The organism is Nostoc sp. ChiSLP03a (genome assembly GCF_034531215.2).
Classification (GTDB): domain Bacteria; phylum Cyanobacteriota; class Cyanobacteriia; order Cyanobacteriales; family Nostocaceae; genus Nostoc.
The window spans coordinates 1-15,813 of sequence record NZ_JAVRBQ020000017.1 but is presented as its reverse complement, the minus strand read 5'-3'; the positions used below and the strand labels follow the sequence as shown (position 1 = coordinate 15,813).

At 42.1% G+C, this 15,813-nt stretch carries 8 protein-coding genes; 7 read left to right on the top strand and 1 reads right to left on the bottom strand.

Annotation, left to right across the window (positions count from 1 at the left end; translation table 11 throughout):
- Positions 1-390: 390 nt before the first annotated feature.
- Complete coding sequence (locus tag RMY32_RS02410) at positions 391-2,064, bottom strand: RluA family pseudouridine synthase (RefSeq protein WP_322713304.1); 1,674 nt, start codon at positions 2,062-2,064, stop codon at positions 391-393.
- A gap of 719 nt (positions 2,065-2,783) precedes the next feature.
- Here RMY32_RS02410 and RMY32_RS02405 point away from each other — a divergent pair.
- The 7 genes from RMY32_RS02405 (at position 2,784) to RMY32_RS02375 (ending at position 15,012) form a co-directional block, all read left to right on the top strand.
- Positions 2,784-4,637 carry a response regulator gene (locus RMY32_RS02405; RefSeq protein WP_322713303.1) on the top strand — a complete coding sequence of 618 codons (1,854 nt, stop codon included), beginning with the start codon at positions 2,784-2,786 and terminating at the stop codon, positions 4,635-4,637.
- Entirely contained in the window at positions 4,634-7,189 is a 2,556-nt protein-coding gene (locus tag RMY32_RS02400) for an ATP-binding protein (RefSeq protein ID WP_322713302.1), read from the top strand. The genes RMY32_RS02405 and RMY32_RS02400 overlap by 4 nt, the downstream gene beginning before the upstream one ends.
- Positions 7,190-7,305: 116 nt before the next feature.
- On the top strand, positions 7,306-7,683 hold the full coding sequence (locus RMY32_RS02395) for a response regulator (protein ID WP_322695128.1): 378 nt from the start codon (positions 7,306-7,308) through the stop codon (positions 7,681-7,683).
- A gap of 233 nt (positions 7,684-7,916) precedes the next feature.
- Positions 7,917-8,324, top strand: a complete 408-nt coding sequence (locus tag RMY32_RS02390; protein WP_322671950.1) for a response regulator — start codon at positions 7,917-7,919, stop codon at positions 8,322-8,324.
- 426 nt (positions 8,325-8,750) lie between these two features.
- Complete coding sequence (locus RMY32_RS02385; RefSeq protein WP_322713301.1) at positions 8,751-12,467, top strand: diguanylate cyclase domain-containing protein; 3,717 nt, start codon at positions 8,751-8,753, stop codon at positions 12,465-12,467.
- A gap of 689 nt (positions 12,468-13,156) precedes the next feature.
- The gene (locus RMY32_RS02380; RefSeq protein ID WP_322713299.1) at positions 13,157-13,879 is read left to right on the top strand and encodes a carbonic anhydrase; all 723 of its coding nucleotides are present in this window, start codon (positions 13,157-13,159) and stop codon (positions 13,877-13,879) included.
- A 248-nt stretch (positions 13,880-14,127) separates the two neighbouring features.
- Entirely contained in the window at positions 14,128-15,012 is an 885-nt protein-coding gene (locus RMY32_RS02375; protein WP_322713298.1) for an NAD(P)-dependent oxidoreductase, read from the top strand.
- The last annotated feature ends 801 nt before the right edge of the window (positions 15,013-15,813 follow it).

Here is a 15,813-nt window from a genome sequence, read left to right as displayed (position 1 = left end):
ATGTGAAGTTGCACATATCTTGATCCCCCTAAATCCCCCTTGAAAAGGGGGACTTTGATAGATGTTTTTCCGGTTCCCCCCTTTTTAAGGGGGGTTAGGGGGGATCGAATTCTATGCAGCTTTATAAAAAATTGGTATTAGCAGCTATATTAATTTTTACAAGTACTATAAGTCGGTCGAATAACCGTTGAATTAACTACAAGCAGAAATTATCACATACAAATTTAAAAAGCAATAGGCTAGCTGTTAGGGAAGACAAAGCAAAGCTTTGGTGGGGTGGGATGCGATGACTGTGGGAATCAGAACTAATTACCCTGACTTGATATAAAACGGGTAACAGACTTAGCTTCTGTACCTGACTTTCCTTGAAATATGCTGTAATATAATCCGTCAGAAGGGCATAATTGATTGTAAATGCAAGGTTTTTTCTAACTGCGGATGCTTGAAGCGAAGCTCTCTGGCGTGCAGATGTAAACGACTGGTAGCTGCACTACATCCATAAAGGCGATCGCCTAAAATAGTTATCCCAAATCCTCGCGCATCAGCTGCATGAACCCTTAACTGATGAGTGCGTCCTGTTATTGGCGTAAATTCTACGCGGGTATAGTCTCCTTCTCTCGCCATTATTTGGAAGTGTGTCAAGCTGGGTTTACCGTACTGCCAATCAACTTTTTGATATGGCCGATTTTCAGGATCTCCCCATAATGGCAGTTCAATTTTACCTTGCTCAATTGTCAAAACACCGGAAAGTATGGCTTCATAAACCTTGTGAACCTGGCGTTGCTGAAACTGCTGGCTGAGTTGCCGATGGGTTTGGCGATCGCGTGCTAACAACAAAATCCCGGAAGTTTCTCGATCTAGGCGATGCACAGATATAAGCGCCATACCATCAAGTAACAAATGACGTAAGCGACTCAAAACACTATCTTGGCGATCGCGATAACGCCCAGGTACTGAAAGTAATCCAGCAGGTTTATTTACAGCAATCAGCCATTCATCTTCATAAATAATGGGTAAAGAGGTGCTTCTTACTCCCCCTTCCCTTGCAGGGAAGGGGGCTGGGGGGTTAGGTCTTAATCCTGAGAGCAAAAACCCCATCAATGGCTGACATCGCTCGGCACACGCTCCGTAAAATTCTCCCGGAATTTTATTCTGATTTGCGGAAGACTCACCCCACCAAAATTCTGCCATTGCTAGGGGTTTGAGATTATGTGTTGCCGCATAATGAAGCAGCTTTGGGGCACAACAGTCTCCTGTGCCGGTGGGAGAACCTCCTGGCATCAATTCTTGCAATGATTGCGATCGCCCAGAAAAATTAGTCAGGCTATAGCTAGCGTGCATCTGAGCTTGCAATTGACAAGAAAGTTCTTTGCGCCGTTGTTTCAGTTCGCTAATTCGTGCATCTGTCGCTGCAATTAATTGCTGGAGAGGCTGTAATACAGCATTTTGCTGGCGTTTAAGTTGTCGTCGCTCAATTCCCTGTTGACGACTCTCTTCGTCGAGTTGTTCAAGGGCAATGGTAAGCGCTTCGGCAGTGAGTGTATTGCAGATTTGCTGACGTTTTTGCTGTCGTTGATGTTTGCAATAGCGATGGCGATCGCTCATTGCTTGTAACTGCTGCTCAAAGTCATTAAACAAGATTTCATACTGCTGGCGTTCGGTTAGTTGCTTCAAGGTAATAATTTCTTGCTTAATCGCGTCCAACTGTGCCAAAGTACGGCTTTCCTCGAAAGCAACTTCATCTCGTCCCGGAATTGGCGGCACCCAGCCCTCAATCACACTGCAACTATTCAAAAGACCAGAAAAAGCTTTTAGTACCCGTTGTTCGCCATTAGGCAGTTCAACCAATAGGATTCCATACATCTTCCCTTCACGAGAATAACAGTCATTGTTGGCAAGATGTTGCATTAGTCCGTGGGCGATCGCTTCGGACATTGAAGTGCGGGGTAATTTTAGGCAATCGCCACTTTGCGGACAACGCCCTTCGTACCAATAGTTACAAGATGAGTCAGCGATCGCAAAATCGCAGTCGATGAAATCTGAAAGTGCGTGCAGAACTACCATACAAAGTATGATTGCAAATCTAGCCGATCCTCTTAATATATATAGCGTTTATGGCATTGTGGGGAAAAGGGTAAGGGGTAAAGGGTAAAGGTATGGAATTTTCCCTTCCCTTTTAACCTTTCCCCAATCGGAAAGCAAAAATTACAAATGCCAAAAGTCTATTGTGTTGAGTGCTTTTGGCAATTTGGCATCCAAAGTTTTTCTGTTGCAGTTTTAATTTATATATCAACAGGGTTACAGGGACATTGAGAAAATTCTACAAGGGATCGATTCCCGTCTCAAAATCCCACCCAATGGCCAGTTGTTGACGTTCGCGCTCTCCCAACCACCTTAAGGTGTATGCAGCGCCAGCGCCACCGCTTCATTACAACTGGCTAGAAATCAAACAGAAAATATATAGTACTAATGCACTGACACAGATATAAGTCGAAATATGTCAGACTGCAAAATCTATCTAAATTAACGTGAGTTCGACAGGCCTCTCCCGGACAGCCTCCCTCTCCTTTAAGGATAACGAGTAAGGAGGGTTTTTGCTCCCCTCTCCTGGTAGGAGAGGGGCGGGGGGAGAGGTCAAAATAGCACCCGTCGAACTCACATTAAATTAACTTGTTGTATTGTTTGTAACAATATATTAAAATTACATTAAAAAAGTTTGACCGCGCAGAGGGTGTGTCCTGCGATCGCGAAGGTGTCATCAGCATCTTCTTTTGATACAACTTATGAAAATTTTGTTGGTAGAGGATGACGTATTACTGAGTACAGCACTTTTCGAGTTGTTGAGTGCAAATCATTATACTATCGACATTGCAAGCAATGGACAAGCTGGATTAGAACTAGCGCTATCTACTGAATATGAGTTGATTTTGCTAGACTGGCTAATTCCAAAACTGGATGGGATTACCTTGTGTCGGCAACTGCGAAAGCAAGGCTACCATAAATCTATTCTGTTATTAACAGGGAAAAATTCTAATGCAGATATTGTGGCGGGGTTAGATGCCGGAGCAGATGATTACGTCATCAAACCCTTCGACCCAGAAGCATTACTAGCCAGAATTCGCTCTTTATTACGACGCAATGGGGCGATCTCATCATCTATTTTAACCTGGGGAAATCTCTCTTTAGATCCAAGTGCCGGCAGAGTAACTTGTAATGAGCAGGAAATTCTCCTCACAGCCACAGAATACAAACTGCTGGAGTTGTTTTTGCAAAACCCAGACCGGATCTTTAGTCGGGCAGTGATTCTAGATCGGCTTTGGGGATTTGGGGATGCACCGACTGAAAATGCAGTTACGACTCATATTAAAGACTTGCGCAAGAAACTGAAAACAGCAGGTATAGCAGAAGAACTTCTAGAAACGGTATATGGCATGGGCTATCGGATCAAGCCTGTACCTAATCGCCCCATGTCTATTGGGGAAAATAATCAACATGGAAAGAAGAAACCCAGCCCCAAAGATATGACTTCTGTAAATCGGGTGTTGGAGCGATTTCGTAATTCCTTTGTTGGACAGGTTGCAGTGCTAGAGCAAGCAAAAACTGCACTCTTGGCAGGAAATTTAAATGAAGATTTACAGCAGAATGCGTTGCGTGAAGCTCATAAGCTAGCAGGTTCAATGGGATCGTTCGGTTATCCAGAGGGTTCTCGGCTCGGACGGAAAATAGAACATTTGCTGCTTGAAGATTCCTTGCTATCTCCAGAGCAAATCTCTAATTTCTCGCAACTGGTAACAGCATTACAGCAAGAGTTAACCAAGCCTGCTCTCACTTCCACTGCTCCAAATGTTCCGATGAAGCAAACTCATCGGCTGTTAGTAATTGATAATGATCCTATGCTGACAAAGCAGTTGCAAGCAGAAGCCGATTCATGGGGAATCAGGATGAAGGTTGCACCAAACTTAGCAACCGCCCGATCGCTTTTTTCCTTAAAAACTCCTGACGCAGTTTTACTGGATTTGAGTTTTACAACATCAGAGGAAGACGGATTAATATTATTGAGCGAGATAGTAGAGCGATCGCCAAATATCCCAGTAATTGTTTTTACCGGACGAGATAGCCTAGCAGATCGACTGAAAGTATCGCGTTTAGGAGCTAGACAATTTTTGCACAAACCGGCGACAACCGAGGAGATTTTTCAGGCGATCGCTCGTGTCTTATCTCAACCTCAAACTTCCGAAGCCAAAGTTTTAATCGTAGACGACGATCCTGTAATGCTAGCTGGATTATCGGCGTTGTTAACTCCTTGGGGACTGGAAGTAATCACCCTCTCCCAATCACAACAATTTTGGAAAGTCCTGATTGCAACATCTCCTGATTTGGTGGTGCTAGATTTAGAAATGCCGATAGTCAACGGATTAGAGTTGTGCAAGGTCGTGCGCCAGGATGCCCAGTGGGGAGATTTACCGATTTTAGTAGTTACAGCCCATACGGAAGCAGAATTTCTTCAGCAAGCTTTTGCTGCCGGAGCCGATGATTTTATCAGCAAGCCAGTACTAGGGCCAGAACTTGTGACACGGGTACTGAGCCGCATTCAAAGAACTCGTTGGCGCTCTCAGCCAGGGAGAAGTAAAGCATGATCGGAAATTATCAGCGATTATTGAACTACGGTGTGGCTATTGGTTCAACTGCGATCGCCCTGCTGCTGTCACTCTGGTTAGAACCGCTTATTTCCCGAACCATTGGTGCTTTTTTCTATATAGCTATTATCGTCAGTACTTCGTATGGTGGCTTTCGACCAGGAATTGTTACAGTTGTCCTTTCCACACTAGCAATTGATTATTACTTGATTCCCCCTCGATATCAACTGGGGATTAATCAACCAGGAGATATATTACGGCTAGGTTTTTTCCTCCTAGTTGCCTCGATCGTTAACCTGGTGACAGGCAATCTTCAGTACAGCAGACGGAAGATTCAACAACTCAATCAACAATTGTCTCAAGAAAACGCCGAGCAACTGCGGATAGCTCTTGACGAACGCAAACAAGCACAAGAAACGTTGCAACATCAATTTGAGCAACAGCGCTTAGTAATGGAGATCAGCCAGCGTATCCGGCGATCGCTCAATTTACAAGATATCTTACAAACTACTGTCGATGAAGTGCGGCAATTTCTGGAGTGCGATCGCGTCACTATCTTCCAATTTTATCCAGGTTGGGGAGGAACGATTGTGATTGAGTCTGTTGCACCGGACTGCATGGCTCTTTTACCACTCCAGATTTATGACGCTTGCATTGGTGAAGAGAACGTCGAACCCTTTAAACAAGGCTTAGTCACTGCCAAAACTGATATTTATACTGCTGGAATTAGTCCCTGTCACGTTGAATTTTTGGAAAGTCTCCAAGTGAGGGCAAATCTGGTCGTTCCTGTTTCCGTAGGAGATGAATTGTGGGGATTATTAGCTGCTCATCAATGTAAGGCTCCTCGTGAGTGGCAATCAAGAGAAATTTCTCTGTTGCGGCAGTTGGGAGCGCAGGTAAGCATTGCTATCCAGCAAGCAGCTTTGGTCAAACAGTTACAGACAGAACTAACAGAGCGCAAACAGGCAGAAATTGACCTACAACAACTGAATACCGAACTTGAGCAACGGGTGCAAGAACGCACTGCCCAACTGACAGAGACGAACGATCGCCTGCGAAAAACAGTTATAGAGCAGCAACAAACCCAACTCACACTTTTAGAACAGACGCAAATGCTGGAGCTTCAGGCTGTAATCACCCGAAATATGGGGGAAGGCATTTGCTTAGTAAGAATTGATAATGCAATCATTGTCTATGCCAATCCGAAATTTGAGCAGATGTTTGGCTATGACTCTGGCGAACTCAACGGTCAACACGTTTCGATTGCGAATTGTGTCACCAAATCAGTAACTACTAAAAATGTAAATCAAGCCACTTTGTCTGCCGTTTTACAAAATACTGAAGCCACCTACGAAGTCCAGAATCTTAAAAAAGATAGTACGCCATTTTGGTGTAGTGTGACGGCTTCGGTATTCAGACATCCCGACTACGGCGACGTTCTGGTTGCAGTTCACCAAGATATCACCGAACGCAAACGCATCGAAGATGCTTTACGCCACAGCGAAGAAAAATTTCGTCAGCTGGCAGAAAACATCCAAGCAGTATTTTGGATGACCGATATTCAAAATCAGCAAATTCTATATGTGAGCAATGCATACCAAACCATCTGGCAAAAAAATTGTGAGGACTTGTATCGCGACTATTCAAATTGGTTAGATGCAATTCACCCAGAAGATCGGCAGCGTGTCGAAATTGAACTCATTGAACAGATGAAAGCAGGGCAATACGATAAAAAATATCGCATTATCCGCCCTGATGGTTCAATCCGTTGGATTCGCGATCGCGCATTTCCGATCAAAAATGAATTGGGCGAGGTAGTTCGGATTGCTGGGATTGCCGAAGATATCACTGAACTAGAGCAGATTAATTCGATCAAAAGTGAGTTTATTGGCATCGTTAGTCACGAACTCCGCACTCCCTTAACTGCAATTCGCGCAGCATTAGGTTTACTACAAACTGGTATCTACGACAAAAAACCAGATAAATTTAAGCGGATGATTGAGATTGCAGCCATCGACAGCGATCGCTTAGTGCGTCTTGTCAACGATATTCTCGATTTGGAACGCTTAGAATCGGATCGAGCTGTCTTAGAAAAAACCATCTGCAATGCAGCTGATTTAATTCAACAAGCAGTAGCCGTAGTGCAAGCGATCGCCAATCAGCAAAATATTACTTTTAAGATCCACCCTACCAATGCTCAAGTTTGGGCGGCGGCTGATGCTATCGTGCAAACACTCACCAATTTGTTAGGTAATGCGATTAAATTCTCCCCTGCCGATTCTACTATTACCCTCAGTGTCCAACAGCAAACAGACCGCGTACTATTCCAAATAACGGATCGAGGCCGAGGTATTCCAGCAGATAAGTTAGAAGCAATCTTTGGAAGATTTCAGCAAGTAGATGCCTCTGATTCTCGCACCAAAGGCGGCACAGGCTTGGGATTGGCAATCTGTCGTAGTATTATCGATCGGCACGGTGGGCAAATCTGGGCTGAAAGTACTCTTGGTGTTGGCAGCACGTTTTTCTTCACTCTGCCATTGCCAGGGAATTAGGCAGGGGAGCAGGGGGCAGAGGGCAGGGGGCAGAGGGCAGGGGGCAGGGGGCAGGGGGTAGGGGAGAATAACTAATGACCAATGACAAATGACAAATGACAAATGACAAATGACCAATGACAAAAAAATTGTTAATTGTAGATGATGAAGAACGAATCCGCGAATTAGTGCAAGCTTGTTTAGAAGACTTAGGAGGATGGGACACCCTGACAGCTGCATCAGGGTCAGAAGGATTAAAAATTGCCCAGATGGAACTTATTGATGCCATTCTACTTGATGTTTCTATGCCTGACATGGACGGCTTTGCAGTCTACGAAAAACTTCAGGCAAATTCAGAAACCGAAGCTATACCAGTGATTTTGTTAACAGCGAAAGTTCAAGGGAGCGATCGCGCCCGTTTCGCCCAGATGGGAATTGCTGGGATTATCACCAAACCTTTTGAACCCACCTCTATTTGCAACGAAGTTAGTGAGATTCTGGGGTGGGACGATTAATAATTAAGTTTGGTAACGAAATCTATATCTTTATTAGTTTTTTATTTTTGTAATGTATTTTTTTGGTTACAGATAAAAACCTTTTATAGCACAAGTCTTGGTGGTTAGGACATCAACAGACGATAAAACTTAGACACAAAAAGGCTTTTCACCCAGTCCCCAGTCCCCAGCCCCCAGTCCCCAGTCCCCAGTCCCTTGCTATATCTGTAACTAAGAAAGGTATATGAAATCAAATGAATATGCTAAAGGAGGTAAATATAATCGGCAAAACTATATTGCTCATTGATGATGAACTGCATGTCCGTGAGATAGTAAAATTTTGCCTCCAAGATTTAGCTGGTTGGAATGTGGTGACAGCAGATTCTCCATTAGAAGGATTGCAGAATGCAGTACACTATACTCCTGATGCGATTGTATTAGATATCTCAATCCGCGATTTGGCTAGTTTTGAGTTTATGAATAAACTAAGAAATCATCCAGAAACTCAAGCTATTCCTGTAGTGTTGCTCAGTGCGAAAGCGCGATGGTTGGATTCGCAAATTTTGCGACAGTATCAAGTTGCAGGTGTAATTCTCAAACCCTTTAATCCAGTTACCCTCCCGTCTCAAGTTGCTCAATTGCTGGGTTGGGATTTTACTTGACTAAAAGATTAAACAAGAATGGGTAAAACATCCGTAAGAATTCAGAATCCAGAATCCAGAAGTCAGAATTAAGAAGACTTTGATATTTAAACTTAATAAGTTTAATAAAATCAAGAAGTTATTACCAATAATAGCAATCTTAAATTATTAGTAAAAAATAAAATCGCTGAAACACTTATAGATACTTTTTTTCTGCCTATATATTTTCTCACGTTTCAATTTGGATTGCTACAGCGGATTTCAAGAAAAGTGAAGTACGCAACGATTCGTCTCAAAGCCAGGTATAAAGCCTGTTTTACTTCTGAATTCTGCTGTATATCAAGTTTAAGCTTAAATTTAACTTAACGTTTTAGATAATTTGGAATAAAATTAAATACCAGAGAAAAATCTTACATCTACCTAAGTGCATATACATAGATTATTACTATGCTGTTCAATCGTCTATCGGGTTCTGAAATTGATTTAAAGCAAATCCTCGATCGAATTAGGATGCTGGCCGATCAAATTCATCAGTCACTTGAAATGAGTGAAATTCTCAAGATTATTGTCAGCGAAGTTAGAACAACATTAGAAAGCGATCGCGCCATTATCTATCGTTTTTTGCCGGATGGAGATGGAGTCATCGTAGAAGAGTCTGTAAGTAATGGATGGAAACCGATTCTAGGGCAATTAATTTACGATCGTTGCTTCAATGCGATATGGGTAGAGCGATATCGAGATGGAAGCGTTAGTGTCATTGAAGACATTCATACTACAAACCTTGACCCTTGTTACAAAAAACTATTAACAGACTTGCAGATTCGAGCTAATTTAGTAGTACCAATTTTAGTAAACAATCAAGAACTTGATGGAGTTTCTAGTACATATCCTCATTTATGGGGCTTAGTAATTGCTCACCAGTGCAGTGGTTCGCGTCAATGGAGTTCTTTAGAAATTGAGTATTTCCAACTGATAGCCGCAGAACTAGGAATCGCTCTTGGGGAAGCAGAACGCCATCGGCAAAAGGCTACATCCTGCGAAAAACTAACGCTGCAACTGAATCAAAACCTGAAAAATTTGACAGTTCAGCCAAGGTTGAAATCAATCAAAAAAACTCTGTATCAGAATTTTAGAGGTTCCATTATCACAAGAACAGCATTGCCAAAGAATATATCAGTTACAGACTTGATTGCATTTGACCGATTACAAACTCCAGTTTGGATTTATGATATTCAAAACTTGCAGATGTGGTGGGCGAATCAATCTGCTGTGCATATTTGGAATGCTCAAAGTCGAGAAGAATTGCTCAGTCGCAACTTCAGTGATGTTTCCCAGTCTACTCACACTCGAATGCAAAGCTATTTGCAAGAATTTCAGCAAGGGAAAACCATCACTGAAAACTGGACATTTTACCCAGAAGGAAAACCTGTTTCTCTGCGCTGCATCTTTTCTGGAATTCAAATTGAAGAAGGACGAATGGCGATGCTGGTTGAAGGATCGACAGAAATTATCAATCAGATCGATCGAGAAACACTCAGATCGATTGAAGCCCTACGTCACACCACAGTCATGATCTCGCTTTACACGATCGATGGTGTACCTTTGATGCAAAATCCGGCAGCCCTTCGCTGTTATCGGGATACCCTGTACCCTAACTCGTCAGTTGAGAATATTTTCCTGAGTCACTTTGTTGACAAGAGTGTTGGACAACAAGCTATGAAAGCGATTAATTGCGGTGAGGCGTTCAGCATAGAGGCTCAGGTGTTTACTACTGAGGGAATTCAGTGGCATGGGATCGATATACGATGCACCCGCGATCCAGTAACGGGTAACTCCATCATCCTCGTCAACGAAAACAATATTACCAAGCAACAAGCTGCACTACAAGAACACCAGCGTACAGAATCAGAATTGCGCTGGCGGGAAGCTTTGCTGCGTTCTATGACTGAAACTTCTTTGCTGGGATTTTTTGTTGTTGACAATCGTACCGATGAAATCCTCTATTTCAATCACCACTTCTGTAAAATTTGGGGCATCGAACATCTAGAAGACCAAATGCGTTTGGGTGCTTTAAAAAATAATGACATCATTCCTAATTGTATATCTTCAATTGTCGATGCATCGGCATTTGTCAAATCTTATAAACCGTTGCAATCTGAAGAAAATCGTTGCACGATTGAGGATGAAATTTTATTTGTCGATGGGCGAACGATTCGCCGCTTTTCTAGTCAAATTCGAGATACTCAGGATCGATACTTTGGGCGGTTATACATTTTTGAAGATATCACCTCACGTAAACAAATTGAAGCCGCACTCAAAAACAGTGAAGAAAGATGGCAGTATGCCTTGGAAGGAAATGGTGACGGAGTTTGGGATTTGAATGCTGAAACTAACGAAGTCTTTTTTTCCCGACGATGGAAAGAAATGTTAGGGTTTGCAGAGCATGAAATTGGAACTACCCTCAGTGAATGGGAACAGCGGGTTCACCCCGATGATAAAGCGAGGGTTTACGAGGAGATTAGCAAGCATTTATCCAGTGAAACCCAACAATATGTCAGTGAATATCGGATTAAATGCAAGGATGGAACTTACAAATGGATTTTAGATCGCGGTCAAGTTTCGAGTCGCGCTAAGAATGGTTTTCCCCTACGGATGCTAGGAACTCATACTGATATTACTGAACGCAAGCGTATGGAAGAAGCGCTGCGAGAAAGCGAACAACGCTATCGTTCCGTAATTACAGCGATGGCAGAAGGTATTGTCCTACAGCAATCCAATGGACGCATTACCACCTGTAATGACAGTGCCGAAAGAATTTTAGGGTTAACAGCCGATCAAATGATGGGGCGAACTTCCATCGCTTTGCAGTGGCGAGCGATTCATGAAGATGGCACTTCTTTTCCAGGCGAAACTCACCCCGCCATTGTCACCTTACGCACTGGAAAACCTCAATTTCATGTGATTATGGGAGTTCATAAACCTGATGGCAGCTTGACTTGGATTTCAATCAATTCTCAGCCACTGTTTGAATCCGATGACTCAAAACCATCTGCGGTGGTGACATCATTTACAGATATCACAGACCGCAAACAGGCACAAATTGCCCTGCAACAGCAAACAGAACGGGAACGCATGGTTTATGCGATCGCTCAACATATCCGTAGGTCTTTGGACTTGGATGAAATCTTAAACACAACTGTTGCTGAAGTTCGACATTTTCTGCAAACCGATCGCGTCATCATCTATCGCTTTAACCGTGATTGGAGTGGTGTGATTGTCACGGAGTCTATAGCAGCAGGTTGGCAATCGATTTTGAATATGGAAATTACAGACAGCTATTTTGTCAATATACAGGAACAGTCTTATCCAGAAAGTACGCTCAGAGTTACTCCAGACATCTACAGCGCCGGATTTGCCCCTTGTCATGTAGAGTTATTGGAAAAGTTGCAAGTCAGAGCCAAGCTAGTTGTACCAATTTTACAGGGCGATCGCCTTTGGGGTCTTTTGGTTGCTCATCATTGCAGCGCCCCGCGTCAGTGGCAACCTTGGGCAAGCGAACTGCTTCAGCAATTGGCAACACAGGTAGCGATCGCTATTCAGCAATCAGAACTTTATCAACAATTGCAGCGTGCCAACCAGCAGCTTGAAAATATGGTAATGGTGGATGAATTAACTCAAATCGCCAATCGCCGATGTTTTGATCTTAAGCTTAATTCTATCTGGCAATATCTTTTACGAGAACAAGGTTTTATCTCACTACTTTTATGTGACATTGATTATTTTAAACAATATAACGATACTTATGGTCATACGGCGGGAGATGATTGTTTGCGCTTTATTGCCCAAGCTTTCAAAAAAAGTGTCAAACGTTCTAGAGATTTAGCTGCTCGTTATGGTGGAGAAGAGTTTGTTGTCATCTTGCCTAACACTGCTAGTAATGGGGCTGTTCACGTTGCCCAAGAAATTCATAAAGCTATCCAACAGCTAAATATTCCCCACGCGGCATCGCCTGTGATGCACCACGTCACTTTGAGTATCGGAATTGCCACAGTGATTCCGACACCCAATATGGCTCCTTTAGATTTGATTGAGGCAGCAGATCAAGCCCTTTATCAAGCCAAAGCAAACGGGCGTAATCGTTCTTGTATAAATATACTGTCTTAAAGGGTGAGCGATACCTGTGCTTCTTGCGATTCTACGCTAATCAAGTAATTGTTAATATTTTCTAAAGTTTTTTAACTACGTCATTTCTTTATTAGTTCTTTATTTTCTATTTATAAATTAAAGCTGTTGGTAGTTAAGCCAAGAGCAAACTACTTATTTTTGTTTAACTTTTTTAATAAAACAACAATTTTATGACAAACTGCCCTTGCTGTTCCAACCAAATGCTTCGTCACATTCGTTTACAAGAAACCTACTGGTTCTGCCGCCACTGCTGGCAAGAGATGCCTAACCTGAGTTTAGATAAAAGTACTTTAAATTTGACTAGAAAAAACACATTATTAGCCAAAGAACCAATTTCAGTCAACCACAAATTTTTGAAAATGAACGTCATAACAGAGCTTTGTGCCTGAGTGAATCAGGAAGCAAATACCAAACAAACTACGCTATTGCTTTTAGAGGATGTTTGAAAAGTTTCATTTCCAATACTTTTCAAACATCCTCTTTAATAGCTTTTAATGATTATCTTGTATCGCTTAGTCATCTGCTTTCATCACTAAACCAGATGGAATTCTAACCACTCGAATCACGCGAATATTAAATGACTCTTAAACCGTGTAATCAAGTACTCTTGCATCTTAGTTAAGTCTGATATGTTCTTGGGAACAGCTTGATTGTTGTCAGGTAGATTGATGAGTCGAATTAATGGATTTGTCGGGCGACGTAATTTCTTGAAATTCGCCAGTGTTGTAGGTATTGCAGCTACTACTTTTGGTGATAGCTTTTGGAATACAGAGCAAACTGCTGTTGCTGATATTCACCCAGTTAACCCTAATTCAATCAGTCCAAATGAAGCCATCAAACGCTTGCTTGATGGTAATCAAAGATTTATCCATCAAAAACGCCAATATCCCGATCAATCACTAGAACACCTACGATTAGTTGCGAAAGCTCAGTATCCCTTTGCCGCCATATTGGGCTGTGCAGATTCTAGAGTACCTGCGGAAATTGTTTTCGATCGAGGACTTGGAGATTTATTTGTCGTGCGAGTTGCTGGTAATGTTGTCAGTGACACGGTTATAGGTAGTCTGGAATATGCTACAGCAGTATTGGGTTCGCAGTTGATTATGGTTTTGGGTCATAGAAGATGTGGTGCAGTAGCAGAAGCAATCAAAAACGAACCACTTCCGGGCAGAATTGGTTTGATTATTGAAGGTATCAAACCATCTGTAGAAAAGGTAAAGCTCAGAACTGGCGATAATATGCAAGATGCAGTTATAGCCAACATTCAATATCAAACTGAAAAATTGCAAGAAAGCTCAACTATTTTAGCTAAATTGCTTCGTGAAGGTAAACTAAAAATTGTTGGTGCTTGTTACGATATTGATACTGGTAAAGTCAACATTCTTACTTGAATATGTCACACATTTCCAGTATAAAATTCTTACACTATATTATTGTATTGCAATTCATTAAAATCCTTATATATAAAATAAAGACTGTTTTGCTCCTACCTCTTACATATCTCTCAGCAGATAGCTTGCTTGTTAAGCTTATCCGTGGTTGGATTAAAGATACGGTATATACATCAATTTATCGTAGTTTCTGACTACTCAATTACCTGAATTAACTTGTCAGCCATAAAATAAATATAAAACTTTCCATGCCTATCCAAACTATTGGTATTTTAAGTCCGGGTGATATGGGACAGGCGATCGCAGCTGTTCTCAATCAACATGGATTGAAAACTATTGCAGCCCTAGACGATCGCAGTGAACGAACTCGGCAATTAGCAGCCGCAGCCAACATCCAAGATGTGGGTTCCGTCAGACAACTAGTAATTGAATCTGATGTGGTGCTGTCAGTTCTAGTCCCGGCAGCGGCTACCCAAGCGGCGAAGCAAGTAGCTGAGGCGATCGCCAATGTTGGTAAACCCATTCTCTACGTTGATTGTAATGCGATCGCACCCCAAAAAGTCATAAATATCGGACACTTGATTGAATCAGTTGGGGGAACATTTGTAGATGCATCAATTATTGGCCCACCACCGCGAGTTCCCAATCGCACCCGCATTTACACTTCTGGAAAACAGGCAAATCAACTCCAACAACTGCGCGATCGCGGCTTGGATGTACGGGTAATTGGTGATGAAATTGGTCAGGCTTCCGGGTTGAAAATGTCCTACGCAGCACTAACAAAGGGACTTACAGCAATTGGCACAGAATTACTAATTGCAGCCCATCGTTTAGGTTTAGATAAGGAACTATGGGATGAAGTATCTAATAGTCAACAAGAACTTGCTAGTATTTTGACGCGTTCCATTCCAACGATGACACCGAAAGCACATCGTTGGGTAGGAGAGATGGAAGAGATTGCAGAAACCTTTAAAGACTTAGGTCTGACAGAGCAGATTTTTTACGGAGCAGCTGACGTTTACCGTTTGGTGAAAGAAACCTCTTTGGGTAAAGAAACACCAGAAAAGTCTAATCGCGATCGCCCGTTGGATGAAATCATTACAATCCTTTCTTATGAAGCAAGTGACACTTAATCGTAAAAACTGAGAATCTATGACTCAAGAGCAATGGACTGCGATCGCGATCGTCACGGCTGACCAATAGCCAATATATAGCAAGGGACTGGGGACTAGGGACTGGGGACTGGGTGAAAAGTCTTTTTGTGTCTAAGTTTCATCAACAGATGATGTCCTAACCACCAAGGCTTCTGCTATACCTGCCTTGAAAATAGTGTTGGCGATGTTTGAGTCGATCTACACTAACGCCAACTCATGAAAATTCAAAAAAAACTTAAAGCTTGTAAAAAATAAACCCAGCAGGGACTATATAACAAGTCTCCCTGCCAGGAAGGTATAGTATATTCTGGCCATGTTTGATTAGATTAGCGCTTATTTATATAGCACAAGTCTTGGTGGTTAGGACATCAACAGACGATAAAACTTAGACACAAAAAGGCTTTTCACCCAGTCCCCAGTCCCCAGTCCCCAGTCCCTTGCTATAAAAAATAATTGCGTATCCTTAAATACAGTAACTAAATACTTCGTAAAACACAGTTAAGAAAAGTTACTAAATAGGTTAATTTCCAATTAAAATCCAACACACTTGAGTTAAGAGTTCTTCACTCTAGCTGAGTTGGTAAGACTTTAAATATTTAGTGAAATTAAATATGCGTTATCCAGAACCCTAGTAGAGACGTAGTAACCCAAGTTGCTAGTTATGCTTGCAGGTGTTCAGGTGGCATTGCATAAGCAATAAAATCCCCTCCAGAGGAAAAATTAGGAGGGGTAATGTTAAACGAAATAATTACAATTTATGCTATCACTGATGACCTATTG

Excerpts from the sequence above, each read along its gene's own strand:
- RMY32_RS02410 (WP_322713304.1), bottom strand. The coding sequence starts at position 2,064 with ATGGTAGTTCTGCACGCACTTTCAGATTTCATCGACTGCGATTTTGCG.
- RMY32_RS02405 (WP_322713303.1), top strand. The coding sequence starts at position 2,784 with ATGAAAATTTTGTTGGTAGAGGATGACGTATTACTGAGTACAGCACTT.
- RMY32_RS02400 (WP_322713302.1), top strand. The coding sequence starts at position 4,634 with ATGATCGGAAATTATCAGCGATTATTGAACTACGGTGTGGCTATTGGT.
- RMY32_RS02395 (WP_322695128.1), top strand. The coding sequence starts at position 7,306 with ATGACAAAAAAATTGTTAATTGTAGATGATGAAGAACGAATCCGCGAA.
- RMY32_RS02390 (WP_322671950.1), top strand. The coding sequence starts at position 7,917 with ATGAATATGCTAAAGGAGGTAAATATAATCGGCAAAACTATATTGCTC.
- RMY32_RS02385 (WP_322713301.1), top strand. The coding sequence starts at position 8,751 with ATGCTGTTCAATCGTCTATCGGGTTCTGAAATTGATTTAAAGCAAATC.
- RMY32_RS02380 (WP_322713299.1), top strand. The coding sequence starts at position 13,157 with ATGAGTCGAATTAATGGATTTGTCGGGCGACGTAATTTCTTGAAATTC.
- RMY32_RS02375 (WP_322713298.1), top strand. The coding sequence starts at position 14,128 with ATGCCTATCCAAACTATTGGTATTTTAAGTCCGGGTGATATGGGACAG.